This window comes from Streptococcus sp. 27098_8_99 (genome assembly GCF_041431935.1).
Taxonomy (GTDB): Bacteria; Bacillota; Bacilli; order Lactobacillales; family Streptococcaceae; genus Streptococcus; species Streptococcus parasanguinis_D.
The window spans coordinates 82,210-97,242 of the sequence record NZ_JAPVYQ010000004.1; the positions used below are offsets into that span (position 1 = coordinate 82,210).

Here is a 15,033-nt window from a genome sequence, read left to right on the forward strand (position 1 = left end):
CTTACCACTCCTCAATTTCGATCAGATCACCACTCGTGATCGGATACTCTTGTACCACCTTGCCTTCATCCAGCAAGATGCCTTTATTTACCACGCGCAACTGATACTTGCTTCTAGGCTCCATGGCAGATCCAAAGATCTGATCCAATTCCCGAATCAAGCGTCGCACCTCCATCCGCGTTGGGATTCGGAGGTCATGGCTTGCACCATTCATACGGAAGGTGACATTGATATGTTGGTCCATTTAGGCCTCTTTTCTATAGATTCGATAGGAAATATAGCCAGCAATCCCAAAGAGAAGGGCACTCCAAGCCAGCATTTGCAAGGCTGGAATAAAATCCGCCAAGCTGGCCGAATTGTCCCCCACATTGGACTCGAATTTAGATAATTTTTGATTTTCAGGCTGGAACAGGTCCGCTTCAGGCTCTGTTTTTTTCTTTCCCTTTATAGCAGAAAACAACTGGCCGTCTGAATCGGTCAATTGTTTCTCTTGCTTGCGTTTTTCATCTGCTAATTTTTTCTGATCCTTCTCATTGAAAAGAGACTCAGTGGCATCCAATTGGCCACCAAGTGTCTTTTCCTCTTCTGTCTCAAGACGTGAGTTGTTGACCTGCAGACGATTATCAATAAAATCATCTGCAGAAACAACAGCTACTGGCAAGAGACTAAAGACAAAGAGAAGATACATCATTTTTTTCATAAGCTTGATTCAATTTCCTTTGTTTGAGTAAACTTCTTTGGAAGGAAGATGTTGGCAACAGTCAAAAGGCCGAAGAAAACCAACAATCCAAAGAAGACGGTAAATCCAGCTGTTTGTCCATCAAAGTAACCCGCAAACTGTCCTTCTAGAATAGAGAGGAGGTTAATATTTTTCACAAATGCTGGAAGGCCCGACAAGGTCGCAGTCGTTCCGATCGCGCTTGATAGGTAGACATAGCTGATCAACATGAAGAAGGCCAGTCCCATTCCAATCACACGGAAGTGTTTCAAGAGAAGGTATTGCAGTTGTACCAATACAAACCCCGCCAATACTGCTAGTAACACCCACGAAGGAACATATTCACGACCAACAGAGAGTTGGATACTTGAAATCATTCCGATCACAAGTCCAAGGATAAGGGAAAGTCCTACAAGGACACCGACAGTTAAGAGATCCGATTCTTGCAAACGATTCAATTTGAAACGGTCTTTCACCTTGCGAATAATTGGTTGCGTCGCAAAGAGATAAGCTGTAAAGAGGCTCAAGACTTCCAACATAAAGATCCAGATAAATGGACGGTAGACATTGATGGTCGCTTTCACAGAAGAAGATTTCTCTGCAACTGGATTTGACAAGAAGTCGAGCAAGACTTCATTCGGTACTCCGTTTTCATAGGCATTGTTGAAGACTTTACGGAAGGCTTCGACGAAGTTCCCGTTTTCAGACAATTCCTTGTCGAATTCACCCATCAAACTTTCCGCATTACTAGACAATTTCTCTGTATTGCCTTGGGCTTTTTCCAATTCTTTGTTCAATTGGCTAAAGATTTCATTGGTAGAGTTAGCAGCTTCTACATTGCTACGAGACGAGCTCTTGACGCCTTCTGTCGAGCTCAATAATGACGTGTATTCAGAACCAAGAGCTGACAAATCTGCATCGGTCTTGGTTTGAGCCTGTGTCACTGTTTCTTGTGCAGCTGAGATAGCTTCTAAGCGTTTTTGAAGGTCTGCATACTGCGCCAATTGATCGTTGATATTTTGGGTCAGATCTTTGTTGGTGTTTTCGATTGCTTGAAGATTGGCCTGCAATTGTGGTCCCAACTCTTGCAACTGTTGGAGTGTACCATCTAACTGGGCTTTCACACTCTTCGTTGCATCCCCAGATTCATCCGTTTCAATACTCTTACGGTAGTCCTTCATGTTACTTGAAACAGCAGCCTTCACGATGTCGACCAAAGCGTTTGTCAAATCCATATCTTCGATTGGATCATAGAGTGAATGACGAACATGGTTGTCATCTTCTGGATAGTAGGCATCGATCAATGCTCCTGCGCGTTGATAATCCAAGGCGATTTCACTAGCTTTCGATGCATAGTTAGCGACAGCTGTTTTCAAATCTTCTGCTGATACCGTCACACTGGTTGAAGAAACCCCATTGACAAGGACTTCAACATCAATCGCGCTTGGCATGGCTCCTCCATCTTCAACAAGGTGAATTTGAATTTGTTTGCCATCTTTCAGTTCGACTTCCTGATCGCCGCTACCTGCATAAGTATGTCCATCATAGGTCCAAGTATCAACCTTGACTCCTGCTGGCACTTGGATGCTAACCTTCTGTTTTCCAGATTTAGCATTAAGGACATCCGCAACTGCCGTTGATTTGGCATCCACTTCAGTAGCCAATCGTTTCAAGTCACCGGCGTTCCCTTTTGGATGCGCCTTTGTTCCAGCAAAAGCACTATCAAAATTAATCGCTGCGTTGAGATTTCCATACTTATTCAAATTCAGACTAGCAGGATCTAAAGACGGAAGTTTTTCAATTGCGTTACGAATGTCCGCATCTGCCTTATCACGTGCCTCACTTAAGGTCTTGATAGTCGTCTTTCCAAGCAAGGTACGAAGAGTGACTTTGTCTCCTTCTTTTAGACCATAGTAGTCAAGGATCTTCGCTTTTACAGAAGACTCGATGTTCTTTTCGTGATCATCTAATTTGTCGCGTTCTGCCTTGATCCCTTTTTCGAGGTCTGCCACACGATCATTCACATCCTTAGTCAAACTTGCATAAGTCTTGGTAGCTGAAGGATCTCCTTCACCCTCCGCCGGCTGACTCAATTGTTTGGTAATCGCTTCTTGATTTTGTTGCAACCTCTTGTACAAGTCCTGAGTTTTTTCACTGACAACAGACTGATTCATAGCCATCAATTGGTTCATGAATTCTTCATGGCTGATCTTATCCGCAGAACGTTGCTTAATCAACAAATCAAAATTTTGACCGTACTGATCTTGAGATTGGCTCAATTGATCAAAGGCCTGTGTATAGGATTCAAGGGCTGTCTTCAGAGCATTGTTGGACTCAACGGATGAGGTAGACAAGCTATAGAGACCTGGGAAGATATTCTTGGAATCTAAAGCCGATTCCAACAAGTTACTCCGGTAAGAACCAATGTTGGTCGATTGGATTTTATTGCTTGTCTCTACGTTCTTTTGAGCTGTATAAAGATTGCTTAAAATGCTGACCATATACATATCGACCAGTTGGCTATTCAAGTCTGAAACAATATCCTTGGCAACTTTAGTTGCCTCATTTTCAACTTGAGAATTTCCAGCAGCATTGACCTTATAAGTAACGGTGGTCTTCTCTGCATTAACCGCATTCACTTCCAAGACCTTCTCTGAGAAGTCACTTGGAATGACGATCATCAACTGGTACTTGCCATCTGCAAGCCCTGACTCAGCAGCTCCACGAGGGAGTACAGACCAGTTTTGCGAATTATCCCGTTCGATATTCTTTACATAGCTAGCCCCAAGGTTATATTCTTTATCATTCAGTTTGACCGCCTTGTCTTCATTGACAACCGCAATGTTGAGCTTGGTGTTTTCTGTCGTTTGCACGGTCTTTGCTTCGTTTTGCTTTTGGTCCTTTTGAACAGTGGTATAAAGACCCACGACAGATCCCATCAAAAGGAGCACAACCGCACTCTGACCGATGTATTTTAACCATTTTTTATTTTTAACTTCCATACCTTTTCCTTTTTCTAATTCATAGATACAAAATAGGGGTTAGGAATTAAGAATCTAACCCCTATTTTCTATATATCAAAAGACAAAAGGGTGATCTACCTACAAGAAGTAAGATCACCTCCAAGACTATCTTAGTGGATTTGTGCAGCGATATCTTGGTCAGTTTGTTCAACGATATCAGCAACTTTGATCAATTGACCGTTGATATCTTCCAACAATTGAGCGAATTGTTTGATTTTTGGAGACAATTCGTTGAATTGTGCTTCAAAGCTATCAAATGCAGATCCATCCCAGTTTGCGTCGATGACTTGTTGTTCATGTGTCAAAGTGTTAAGGATTTGATCGATTTCTTGAGAACCTTGTGCATAGCGTTGTGCTGATTGACGTAGTTCTTCTGGAGTTAATTTAATTTGAGTCATATGTTTCTCCTTTTTGGGCTGATACCCTTATATTTTTCATAAACAACACATTTAGTACGAATTAGTAAAATTCCAGATAATTGTATATTTTACCTTTTACTCCCTATTTGTATCATTTACTTAAAAATATCTTAATGAAATATTGCAAGAAAGTCAAGTTTAAAGGGCTAACTGATAAAACTTTGTAACTTTGTCACAGTTTCGAAATGTTTTGTCATGAAATTGTAATGTTTTTCCTAAAACCTTTGCCCCAGTAGTCTTTACATAGTATTATTTTCATGAACAAAATTAGACACTCCGTATCTTAACATTAACTTGACACTTTTATAAATATTGTTGATATTAAATGTCTTAAACAATAATTTACGCTATTATTGTATATTTTTTCATATAAATGACTTTGAGGTTGGTTTATGGTATAATGAAGACTGTATAGAACTTGTTTTATGCAAGATCGAACACTACTAAAACCTACAAGGAGTTTTTATGAAAAAAATATTATTGACCTCTGTCTGCCTCCTAGCTCTCACCGCATGTAGCCAAGGCCAAGCAGAAAAAGGTAAAACTTCAACAACATCTAGCCAAAGAACTTCCCAAGTGAAAAAAGAAAAAGAAGAGAACGTTCGAACCAAAATTTTCTCCACAGAACTTAACGATCACCATCAAAACAAAATTCAAGTCGGCTACAAAAAAGAAGAAATTGTCTCTTTTACTTTTCTTAGTTTTGAACCCATTTCCTCTGATTTGCAAGACTTGGATCTTTCCGAATTAAAGGAAATCTACCAAGAAGAATTAGAACAGAGCGATATCTATAAAAGCTTAAATGGCAAGCCTGGACTTAGCTTCCGCATTCAAATTTCGAAAGATAAACAATCCTATGCTAAGGTCTTACATGCTGACTTCTCAAAAATCAAGAAAGATGAGTTTGCTTCCATCTACGGAGATCAAGGGGAGGAAGAAACAGCCGAGTTCAAGAAATATCTCAATGGTAAACCACAAGATTTCTTTACTTACATCGAAGATCAAGGACTAAAAGAAGAAAAATAAAAAAGCTTCCTGAGTATCGTCACCACAATGGTGAGATCTCAGAAAGCTTTTTCTTATTTGTTCAAGATTGAAAGGGTTTCAAGGAGATTGTCCGCATGAACTTCGATGGTATCTCCTGTCGCTTTGATTTTCACTTCAACGATGCCTTCAGCTGCTTTCTTACCAACTGTTACGCGGATTGGAAGTCCAATCAAATCACTATCGCTGAATTTGACACCAGCGCGTTCATTTCGGTCATCCACCAAGACTTCGTAGCCTTTATTCACCAAGGCTTCTTCGATCCGATCGGTCAAAGCAAGACTCGCTTCATCCTTGACATTGACTGGAATCAAATGCACATCAAATGGCGCCAATTCTTTAGGGAAGTTAATTCCCCAAGCATAACGGTATTCCCCTTTTGGAGTCTTATTGACAAAGAGGCGTGCATGTTGCTCCATAACGGCTGAAAGAAGACGACTGACACCGATCCCATAGCAGCCCATGATGATTGGAACCGCACGACCGTTTTCGTCCAAAACATCTGCTCCCATGCTAGCGGAGTAGCGTGTGCCGAGTTTGAAAATGTGACCGATTTCGATTCCACGCGCAAAGTTCAAGACTCCTTTCCCATCTGGTGAGATCTCGCCTTCACGAACTTCACGGATATCGACGTATTCTGCAGTAAAGTCACGTCCTGGGTTGACACCAGTCAAGTGGTAGCCTGTTTCATTGGCACCGACTACTGCATTACGGCTGTCTTGGACCTTGCGGTCTGCGATAATCTTAACATTTTCAGGAAGATCAACTGGACCGAGAGAGCCAAAATCAGCTCCCAATAATTCTTTTACTTCCACTTCGGTTGCAGGTTCAAAGAAGTCTGCGCCGAGGTGGTTTTTCAACTTCACTTCATTGAGCTGATCATTACCTACGAGAAGGGCAACAACAGGCTCACCATCTGCGATGTAAACCAAAGTCTTGATAGTAGCTTCTTCTGGAACATTCAAGAATGCAGCTACTTCATCAATCGATTTGACACCTGGTGTTTCCACGCGCTTCACTTCTTCTTCCGCCACAACACGGTTACTTGGCTTGTATTCGTTAGTAGCCATTTCCAAGTTGGCAGCATAGGTTGATTCACTTGAATAGGCAATGGTATCTTCCCCAGAGACCATCCATTTGAGCAATTCTGCTTTGATTTCTTCTTGGACTTCTGCTGGGATCTCATCAAAGGAAGCCACTGATTTGTCTAAAACAACCCAACGATCCAAGTCTGTACGAGCAGGTGTAACAGCCATAAACTCTTGGCTATCTTTTCCGCCCATGGCACCACCATCACCGATGATGGCTTTGTAGTCGATGCCACTGCGGGTGAAGATCCGCTCATAAGCTGCTTTGTACTCATCATAAGTGACATCCAAGCTATCGTAGTTCGCATGGAAGCTGTAACCATCTTTCATGATGAACTCACGGGTCCGAAGAAGACCGTTCCGTGGGCGTTTTTCATCGCGGTATTTTGGTTGAATTTGGTAGAGATTCAACGGCAATTGTTTGTAAGATTTTACTGAGTCGCGCACAATAGCGGTAAAGGTTTCTTCGTGAGTTGGACCCAAGATAAAGTCAGAGCCTTCACGGTTTTTCAACTTATAAAGGTCTTCCCCGTAAGTTTCGTAACGACCAGATTCACGCCAGAGATCTGCACTCAAAAGGGCTGGAGCTAGCATTTCTACTGCTCCAATTTTTTCGAATTCTTGGCGCATGATGCCTTTTGCTTTTTCAATCACTCGATTGGCTAATGGCAGATAAGAATAAACACCAGCTGATACTTGGCGAACATAACCTGCACGCAACATCAAAGCATGGCTAATGACTTGGGCATCGCTTGGCATTTCGCGAAGCGTTGGAATCAACATTTTACTTTGTTTCATGGACAATATCCTTTTCTATTTCAAAAATAATTTCATAATATCATTCCAGGTGACAGCAATCATCAAAATAACCATTACAGCTACACCTGCAAGCGTCATATAGGTTTCTACTTCTTGTTTCAATGGCTTTCTCCGGACGACCTCGATCAAATTGATCAAGATTTTCCCGCCATCCAAAGCCGGAATCGGGATTAGATTGAAGATCCCAATATTAATAGAGAGCATAGCCATAAGAGACAAGACTGCTGGAATCCCTAATTGAGCAGCTTGTGAGCTGGCATTGTAGATGGCAACCGGACCACCCAGTTTATTGAGACTAAAGTGGAAAATGATATCTTTCAAAGCTCCCAAAATTCGTGTCGCTGTATTCCAGGTATCTGTAAAACCAGACAAGAGTTTATCCACAAATCCTGTCTTAAGGCCATTTGTCACACCCAGATAGTAACGATTCCCTGACTTGGTTGGCTTCACTTTGACTTCTTTTTCTTGGCCGTCTGTTTTGACTTTCAGGGTCAATTCAGGAGCCGTCTTGCTGTCCTTGGTTGCTTTCTCGACAGCATCTGTCAGTTCATCCCAGTTGCTAACGGTATCGTTGTTGACTTGAAGGATCTGAACATTGCTTTTGACACCGACCTTAGCCAGCGCCCCATCAGGTGCCACCTGAACATTGTTGCTGTAGTAGTCAATCGCACCACCACGCATAAAAGCTAGAAGTGAGTAGACGACAATACTGAGAATAAAGTTGTTCATAGGACCCGCAAAGTTGGTAATCAATCGTCCCCAAATGCTGGCATTCTGATACTGAACATCTCTCGGCGCAATCCGCACTTCTGTCCCATCTTCCTCAACGATGGTCGCATCATGATCAACACTATAGGTCTTGGTCTCATCGAGAACCAAGCCCGTAATTTCCAGTTTATCTTCAAAGTCAAACTGGGTGACATTCATGGGAAGGGCTGTCTGATCCAGATTCTTTCCTGAAAGATTGATCCGGACGACCTTACCAGCCTCATTTAGCGTCAAGCTGACAGGCGTTCCGGTTTTAATCTCAGTTGTGTCCTCACCCCAGCCAGCCATACGAACATAGCCACCTAAAGGTAGAATGCGAATGGTATAAGCTGTTCCATCTTGACCAATATGGGCAAAGATCTTGGGACCCATCCCGATCGAGAATTCTCGCACCAGGATGCCCGATTTTTTTGCAAAATAGAAATGACCAAACTCGTGAACGAGAACGATCACTCCAAAAATAACAATAAAGGCAATAAATTGCATCGTTCTATACGTGGTTTCCTTTCTATTTCTTCTGTCTTAGAACAAGCCCAAGAAATGCATCAAGGGAAAGACAAAAATCAAACTATCAAAGCGGTCTAGAACACCACCATGTCCTGGGATAAATTTCCCAGAATCCTTGACACCAAAGTGGCGTTTGATCGCACTCTCTACGAGGTCGCCAAACTGACCTGCAATGCTAAAGAGGATGGTAAAGAAGATCATAGCAAGAAAACCATGTCCACCCGCCACAGAACGATCCACGATCATATAGATCACAGTTACCGCAACTGCAGACAAGATTCCCCCAAGACTGCCCTCAATCGTTTTATTAGGAGAAACCGCAGGCATGAGCTTGCGTTTCCCAAACCGACTTCCTACTAGATAAGCACCTGAATCTGTAGCCCAGACAATAAAGAGGGCCAATAAGACCTTATCAATACCAGCAATTCGCGCATCTACTAAGGAATGGAAACCAAGTCCAACATAAAAGCTAGAGGCAATGGGATAGACCACGTCTTCATAATTGTAATTCTGAGCAAGAACAGTTGTTCCCATGAGAATCAGGACAACCAAACCATAAGCAATCATATTGCCATCTGCTGGAAGGTAAGGGAGGTAGTCCTCGATCGGCAAGGTCAAAACGAAGGCCGCTAACATGGCTAGCGCTCCTTCAAAGGTCGCTGTCTCAAGCCCCTTCATCTTGAGCAATTCATGAACCCCTAGCATGGCGATCAAGCCAATCACAATCTGGAAGAACACTCCTCCAACCATTACTGTTGGAATGAAAAAGAGCAGGGCAATTCCTCCAAAAATCACACGTTTTTGTAAATCTTTCGTCATCATCTTCTCCTAAACACCACCAAATCTCCGATGGCGATGGCTATATTCTACTATGGCACTTCGTAGTGCTTCATCTCCAAAATCTGGCCACATCACATCTGTGAAATACAACTCGCTATAAGCAGCCTGCCAAGGAAGGAAATTACTCAAACGGATCTCTCCGCTGGTACGGATAATCAAATCCGGATCCCTTAGGACACGTGGCAAACTCTCAGTATAGAGAGAATCTGCGATCATCTCTTCTGTGATATCTTCTGGACTGAACTTCGCATCCAAGACCTCTTGGGCGATCTGCTTCACAGCCTGGGTGATCTCTGCACGTCCACCATAGTTAAGCGCAAAATTCAAGATCAAACCCGTATTGAGGTGGGTCATCGCTTCTGCTCTTTCCAAAGCCTCCAGCGTTTCTTTTGGTAATTTCTTAGTGTCACCAATCATTTGAATCTTGACATTGTTGCGATGCAATTCGGGGACGAAACGATCATAAAACTCGACCGGCAAGTGCATGATGAACTTGACTTCATCTTCAGGGCGTGTCCAGTTTTCCGTAGAAAAGGCATAGACAGTCAAGACCTGAACCCCCATATTTTTTGCTGCAATCGTCACTTCTTGGAGAGCTTCCATCCCCGCCTTATGACCAAAGACACGCGGTTGCATCCGCTTTTTCGCCCAGCGACCATTGCCATCCATAATGATCCCAATGTGTTTCGGGACTTCTAAAGGTATCTCGATTTTTTCTTTTTTCTTAAAACGAAACATGTTTTTCTACCTATTTCAATATTTATCGCTTCATTATACCATAAATCCCCATAAAATAGGGACTCTGGCCTCTTTTTTGAACCAGCAAGGCTTTCCTTCATCACATCGTCCTATTTGCCCACCAAAAAAGAGGCCCTTGCCTCTTCTTTGATGATTATTCTTCGATGGCTGAATCGGCATCTGAACTAGCACCTTCTGTAGCAGTAGCTGAGATTCCTTCTGATACAGGAAGAACTGTTTTGATCGCTCCCAATTCAAAGGTCAGGTAGACACCATCAACATCCAAGACAACGGTCTTGCGATCTGTATCGACTTCATCGATGGTTCCGTACAAGCCACCAATCGTGATGACTTCATTTCCTTTTTGAAGTTTATTCAAACTTTCCATCCGTTTTTGGTACTGTTTCTTTTGGCTACGGCTCATGAAGTACATCAAACCGACCATAAGAACGAGCATAATTAGCAAACTTCCGCCTTGCATATGTTTCTCCTTTAATTTTCATATATGCTATACTATATCAAATTTCGCCCGTCTTTTCAAGTTTTCCCATCCTCTTCAAGTAAAATCAGACTCCAGTCTCAGAGAGGAGGCAAGTTTTGATGAAAAAGAAAAAAACCACGAAAAGTGGGCTACTGACTAGTCAATCGTAATGCCATACTTTTCATGATTCTCATCATACCAATCAATCAAGGCCAAAGCCGTTTGATAGGTAATATTTTTGATTTTACTCGTTCCCTTCGTCAAAGTCGCTAGGCTCATTTTGCTGATGTTTGTTTCAGTTGCGACACGATAGCTCGTCAAGCGACCGTCAACCATCAGTTGAACAACGGCTTCCACTTTTCTGTATTCGGGAGTTGAGTAGATATCAATTGTATTGCTCATCTTACTTCCATTCCTCAAATTTTATTCTTGTATAGATTATATACTTATTTTCTTTATTTATTAATAATTTTGCTCAAATTGGATTAATTTCACTAATTATTGATGTTTTTTTACCCCAAATAGGAGGATTTTGGCCTTATACGGCGAATAATTTCCCCCAGGTGGGAAGAAAAAATAAAGACTGCTATATTATAGCAGCCTCTATTTTTCACAAACTAATTCGCCTTAGTCTGCTTGTTTATCAGTGTTTTCTTCCTTCTTTGTGTCTTTTTCTCTAATCACAAGGACACCATCTTCCATGTCAGCTTCGAGATGTTTGGCATCCAAGTTATCCAAGTGGAAGTCTGTGACTTTGTCACGGATTTGTTGTTCAACTACCCGACGGAGTGGACGAACACCCATCACTTCATCATAACCTTCTTCAGTCATGTATTCTTTAGCTGCATCGCTCACTGCTAAGTCGATTTCTTTCTTAGAAAGGGTCTTATTGACATCTACCAACATCAAATCAACAATCTTAGAAAGATCTTCCTTACTCAAGTGTGAGAATTCAATCACAGCGTTGAAACGGTTCAAGAATTCTGGACGGAAGTAAGGTTTCAAACGATCCATGAGTTCTGGTTTATCCGCATCTTCTGTCAAGTTAGCTTCGTAACCAAAGCCTGCGTTTGAAGTTGCGATAATCACAGTGTTCTTGAAGTTGACCGTGTTCCCTTGACCATCTGTCAAACGACCATCATCCAAGACTTGAAGGAGAAGGGTGATCACTTGAGGATCCGCCTTTTCAATTTCGTCAAGAAGGACGATAGAGTATGGGTTACGGCGAACACGTTCTGTCAAAGTATTGCTATTGTCATCATAACCAACATAACCAGCTGTTGTACCAATCAATTTAGAAACGGCTGTGCGGTCGCTGTATTCTGACATGTCCAAACGGATAATGGCATCTTTGGTACCGAACATATCAAGAGCCAATTGTTTAGCCAACTCAGTCTTACCGACACCAGTAGGACCTACAAAGAGGAAGCTACCGATTGGACGGTTCCCTTCGTCAAATCCTGCACGGTTCCGACGGATAGCACGTGCCACTGCTTCAACGGCTTTATCTTGACCGATAACCTTAGTTTGCAAACGGTGACCCATATCTTTCAAACGTTCGATATCAGTTGCACCCATTTGTGATACTGGAATACCCGTCATCCGTTCTACAGATTCAGCCACATCGTTGATTGTTGCTGTTACTTTATGGTCTTCCGTATGGTTTTCAATTTTCTTTTCAAGTTCTTCGATGCGAACTTTTGCTTTCAAAGCTGCTTCGTAATCTTCTTTAGCCGCAGCTTCTTCTTGTTTGGTTTTTTCTTCTTCAATTTCATGTTCCACAGCGTGGACATCTGTTACAGGATGTTGGGCTGCCAAGTGAGCAGCTGTCACATCGACCAAGTCAATGGCCTTATCAGGCAAACTACGTTGTGGAATGTATTGGATCGAATAATCAACCGCTGCTTTCAAAACTTCATCTGGCAAGATGACATTGTGGTGTTTTTCATAAAGATCACGGATCCCTTGGAGAATCTTGAAAGTATCTTCAGCTGATGGAGCATTGACCTTCACTTCGTTGAAACGACGAGCAAGAGCCGCATTCTTCAAGATGGTGTTACGGTATTCATCTTGAGTAGTTGCCCCAATAACTGTCAATTCCCCACGTGAAAGAGCAGGTTTGATGATATCCGCAAGACCTTTAGAGCCTTGACCATCACCTGTGCTACCTGCACCAAGGATTTGATGGATTTCATCAAAGAAGAGAATAACATTTCCCATAGCCTTGACTTCTTGGATCAGATTTTGAATATTTTCTTCAAAGCTACCACGGTATTGCGTACCAGCTTCTAGACCAGAAATATCAATCGAGATGATTTCTTTGTTCTTGATAGCAGCTGGAACATCCCCGTTCACAATAGCTTGTGCCAAACCTTCTACAACTGCTGTTTTACCAACACCGGCATCCCCTACAAGAACAGGATTGTTCTTGGTACGACGAGACAAGATTTCAGCAGTTTCTTGAATTTCTTTATTACGTCCGATGACCGGATCCAATTTTCCTTCACGAGCTTCTTCGGTTAAGTTGCGACCAAGTTTTGCAAGGATCCCATCTTGTTTCATTCCTTTACCTTGATGGTGTTGCACTTGCTCGCTTCCTTCATTTGGAAGTTGACCAGTTTGGCGGTAAATGGCGAATTCTTCAGGTGTTACTTCACGACCATTGATCATGTAGCGACGGCTTTCAGAACGAAAACCACCCATGTTTCCCATTAGTTGATTGAAAAGATCATCCATATTGTTAAAGTTGTTATTCATATTGTATACCTCTAATTTACATAATTTTAATTCATTCTTGAAAATTAGCAGACCAATTGGCTGCTGTTTGATTGTTTACATAATTTTAATTCATTTATTTAATAATAGCCCTACAGGCTAACAGTTCTATTTTTCCTTTTATCAATTAGTTGTCTTAATTCTGGAAATAGCATATCACCATCTCCTTTCCACTATTGATATTGTAAACCAGTAGGTTTTTCCAACCTCTTTTTGTTTACATAAATTATTATAACGCAGACTGATTTCTTTGTCAACACTTTTTACATAATTTTTTACATTTTTTTAAAAAATTTTTCCAGAATCCAAAAAACACACCCTACATAGGTGTGTCTCTTGTTAAATCATGTATTCGACGCTATAAGTAGCATCAGATAAAATCCGTGAAAGGAATTGTTTGGTCCGTTCTTCCTTTGGACTATTGAAGAATTCATGGGGTTCGTTTTCTTCGATGATGTGTCCGCCGTCCATAAAGATAACGTGGTTGGCCACATCACGCGCAAAGCCCATCTCATGGGTTACGACAACCATGGTCACTCCTTCTTGGGCTAGCTGTTTCATGACATCTAAGACATCCCCAACCAATTCTGGGTCTAACGCTGAAGTCGGCTCGTCCAGCAAGATCACGTCTGGTTTTACTGCGATAGCACGTGCGATTCCGATCCGCTGCTGCTGACCACCTGACAATTGAGAAGGATAGTAATCCTTGTAAGCGAGGAGACCAACTTTTTCAAGGGCGGATTCTGCCCGTTGGATGGCTTCTTCTTTTGGAATCTTACGAGCTACAATCAATCCTTCCAAGATATTTTCAAGTGCTGTTTTGTTGGCAAATAGATTGTAATGCTGAAAAACAAAGGCTGTCTTTTGACGAATTTCTAAAATTTCCTTTTTGCTGAGTTTTGAGAGGTCATATGCTTTTCCACCTAGGGTTAGGTGGCCTGTATCTGCCTTTTCTAAGTGATTGAGGCAGCGAAGGAAGGTTGTTTTTCCTGATCCAGATGGACCCAAAATAACGACGACATCCCCTTGGTTGACCTTGAGATTAACATCTACCAGGACTTGGTGGTCCTTAAATTTTTTCGATACGTGTTCTACTTCTAACATCTTCTTATTTCTCCTTCTTCTATGCGAGTGTCAGGCGTTTTTCCAAGAGGTTGAATCCCCACTGAATCACCCCACAAATGATAATATAAAGAATAAAAATCACGAGATAGGATTCAAAATATTGATAACCATAAGAGGCTTCGACCTTGGCAATGGCGGTGATATCCTTGATCGTCATGACAAAGACAAGGGAAGTTCCTTTGACCAAGTTGATGACCAGGTTACACAAATTAGGAAGGGCTGAACGCAAGGCTTGAGGAAAAACAATTCGGATATAAGCTTGGCGGTTGGTCAAACCAATGGCTTGCGCTGCTTCTAGCTGGCCCTTATCCACAGTCAGAATAGCTGACCGGAGAATTTCTGCAAGACTCCCCGTTGTCATCAAGCTAAAGATGATAAAGGCATAGTAAATGGGATTGATCTCAAAGACATTAAAGTGACTGCCTATGCTCTTAAAAAAGCTATTCAAGAGGCTAGGAAAGAGACTATAAAAGAAGAGAATCAAGAGAATCGGAGGCGTCGCGCGAATAAAGGCTAAGTAAACCACTGAGAAACTGCGAACCCCTTTGACCTTATAGATCTGACCGAGCGCCAAAAAGAGGGCTGGAAAAAAACTCAAGAGAATCGATACGACCATGATCAGAAGGGTCACTGGAACACCACCCAAGGTGGCTAGAAATGTTTTACTAATAAAATTGAAATCCATAAG

General features: G+C 42.0%; 14 protein-coding genes. 1 reads left to right on the forward strand and 13 read right to left on the reverse strand.

Annotated features, from left to right (window positions below; all coding sequences use genetic code 11):
• Position 1 precedes the first annotated feature (1 nt).
• The 4 genes from O3605_RS03480 to O3605_RS03495 form a co-directional block, all read right to left on the reverse strand.
• Positions 2-244: an EsaB/YukD family protein gene (locus O3605_RS03480; RefSeq protein WP_003013697.1), complete on the reverse strand. Its 243-nt coding sequence runs from the start codon at positions 242-244 to the stop codon at positions 2-4.
• On the reverse strand, positions 245-700 hold the full coding sequence (essA, locus tag O3605_RS03485; RefSeq protein ID WP_049498056.1) for a type VII secretion protein EssA: 456 nt from the start codon (positions 698-700) through the stop codon (positions 245-247). It lies immediately after the preceding gene.
• Positions 697-3,720: a type VII secretion protein EsaA gene (esaA, locus tag O3605_RS03490; RefSeq protein ID WP_049498057.1), complete on the reverse strand. Its 3,024-nt coding sequence runs from the start codon at positions 3,718-3,720 to the stop codon at positions 697-699. The genes essA and esaA overlap by 4 nt, the downstream gene beginning before the upstream one ends.
• A gap of 131 nt (positions 3,721-3,851) precedes the next feature.
• A complete protein-coding gene (locus O3605_RS03495) occupies positions 3,852-4,139 on the reverse strand; it encodes a WXG100 family type VII secretion target (protein WP_049498058.1) in 288 nt (95 codons plus the stop codon).
• 486 nt (positions 4,140-4,625) lie between these two features.
• Here O3605_RS03495 and O3605_RS03500 point away from each other — a divergent pair, with 486 nt between their 5' ends.
• The gene (locus tag O3605_RS03500) at positions 4,626-5,186 is read left to right on the forward strand and encodes a hypothetical protein (protein WP_049498059.1); all 561 of its coding nucleotides are present in this window, start codon (positions 4,626-4,628) and stop codon (positions 5,184-5,186) included.
• 53 nt (positions 5,187-5,239) lie between these two features.
• On the opposite strand, the gene O3605_RS03505 is transcribed toward O3605_RS03500, so the two are convergent.
• The 9 genes from O3605_RS03505 to O3605_RS03545 form a co-directional block, all read right to left on the reverse strand.
• Complete coding sequence (locus tag O3605_RS03505) at positions 5,240-7,090, reverse strand: proline--tRNA ligase (protein ID WP_003009975.1); 1,851 nt, start codon at positions 7,088-7,090, stop codon at positions 5,240-5,242.
• Between the two features lie 15 nt (positions 7,091-7,105).
• Entirely contained in the window at positions 7,106-8,365 is a 1,260-nt protein-coding gene (gene rseP / locus O3605_RS03510; RefSeq protein WP_049482393.1) for an RIP metalloprotease RseP, read from the reverse strand.
• Positions 8,366-8,401: 36 nt separating this feature from the next.
• Positions 8,402-9,205 (reverse strand): phosphatidate cytidylyltransferase, encoded by an 804-nt coding sequence (locus tag O3605_RS03515; protein ID WP_023919527.1) that lies wholly within the window; start codon positions 9,203-9,205, stop codon positions 8,402-8,404.
• 9 nt (positions 9,206-9,214) lie between these two features.
• Entirely contained in the window at positions 9,215-9,964 is a 750-nt protein-coding gene (uppS, locus tag O3605_RS03520; RefSeq protein WP_049498060.1) for an undecaprenyl pyrophosphate synthase, read from the reverse strand.
• A 154-nt stretch (positions 9,965-10,118) separates the two neighbouring features.
• Positions 10,119-10,445: a preprotein translocase subunit YajC gene (yajC, locus tag O3605_RS03525; protein ID WP_003004444.1), complete on the reverse strand. Its 327-nt coding sequence runs from the start codon at positions 10,443-10,445 to the stop codon at positions 10,119-10,121.
• Between the two features lie 156 nt (positions 10,446-10,601).
• Complete coding sequence (locus O3605_RS03530; protein ID WP_003009969.1) at positions 10,602-10,847, reverse strand: hypothetical protein; 246 nt, start codon at positions 10,845-10,847, stop codon at positions 10,602-10,604.
• A 225-nt stretch (positions 10,848-11,072) separates the two neighbouring features.
• Positions 11,073-13,202, reverse strand: a complete 2,130-nt coding sequence (locus tag O3605_RS03535; RefSeq protein WP_023919529.1) for an AAA family ATPase — start codon at positions 13,200-13,202, stop codon at positions 11,073-11,075.
• 357 nt (positions 13,203-13,559) lie between these two features.
• A complete protein-coding gene (locus O3605_RS03540; RefSeq protein WP_070505348.1) occupies positions 13,560-14,324 on the reverse strand; it encodes an amino acid ABC transporter ATP-binding protein in 765 nt (254 codons plus the stop codon).
• A gap of 19 nt (positions 14,325-14,343) precedes the next feature.
• The gene (locus O3605_RS03545) at positions 14,344-15,030 is read right to left on the reverse strand and encodes an amino acid ABC transporter permease (protein WP_070505347.1); all 687 of its coding nucleotides are present in this window, start codon (positions 15,028-15,030) and stop codon (positions 14,344-14,346) included.
• Between the last annotated feature and the right edge of the window lie 3 nt (positions 15,031-15,033).

What these genes read in the sequence shown, in the direction of transcription:
- O3605_RS03480 (WP_003013697.1), bottom strand. Translation starts at nt 244, where the DNA reads ATGGACCAACATATCAATGTCACCTTCCGTATGAATGGTGCAAGCCAT.
- essA (WP_049498056.1), bottom strand. Translation starts at nt 700, where the DNA reads ATGAAAAAAATGATGTATCTTCTCTTTGTCTTTAGTCTCTTGCCAGTA.
- esaA (WP_049498057.1), bottom strand. Translation starts at nt 3,720, where the DNA reads ATGGAAGTTAAAAATAAAAAATGGTTAAAATACATCGGTCAGAGTGCG.
- O3605_RS03495 (WP_049498058.1), bottom strand. Translation starts at nt 4,139, where the DNA reads ATGACTCAAATTAAATTAACTCCAGAAGAACTACGTCAATCAGCACAA.
- O3605_RS03500 (WP_049498059.1), top strand. Translation starts at nt 4,626, where the DNA reads ATGAAAAAAATATTATTGACCTCTGTCTGCCTCCTAGCTCTCACCGCA.
- O3605_RS03505 (WP_003009975.1), bottom strand. Translation starts at nt 7,090, where the DNA reads ATGAAACAAAGTAAAATGTTGATTCCAACGCTTCGCGAAATGCCAAGC.
- rseP (WP_049482393.1), bottom strand. Translation starts at nt 8,365, where the DNA reads ATGCAATTTATTGCCTTTATTGTTATTTTTGGAGTGATCGTTCTCGTT.
- O3605_RS03515 (WP_023919527.1), bottom strand. Translation starts at nt 9,205, where the DNA reads ATGACGAAAGATTTACAAAAACGTGTGATTTTTGGAGGAATTGCCCTG.
- uppS (WP_049498060.1), bottom strand. Translation starts at nt 9,964, where the DNA reads ATGTTTCGTTTTAAGAAAAAAGAAAAAATCGAGATACCTTTAGAAGTC.
- yajC (WP_003004444.1), bottom strand. Translation starts at nt 10,445, where the DNA reads ATGCAAGGCGGAAGTTTGCTAATTATGCTCGTTCTTATGGTCGGTTTG.
- O3605_RS03530 (WP_003009969.1), bottom strand. Translation starts at nt 10,847, where the DNA reads ATGAGCAATACAATTGATATCTACTCAACTCCCGAATACAGAAAAGTG.
- O3605_RS03535 (WP_023919529.1), bottom strand. Translation starts at nt 13,202, where the DNA reads ATGAATAACAACTTTAACAATATGGATGATCTTTTCAATCAACTAATG.
- O3605_RS03540 (WP_070505348.1), bottom strand. Translation starts at nt 14,324, where the DNA reads ATGTTAGAAGTAGAACACGTATCGAAAAAATTTAAGGACCACCAAGTC.
- O3605_RS03545 (WP_070505347.1), bottom strand. Translation starts at nt 15,030, where the DNA reads ATGGATTTCAATTTTATTAGTAAAACATTTCTAGCCACCTTGGGTGGT.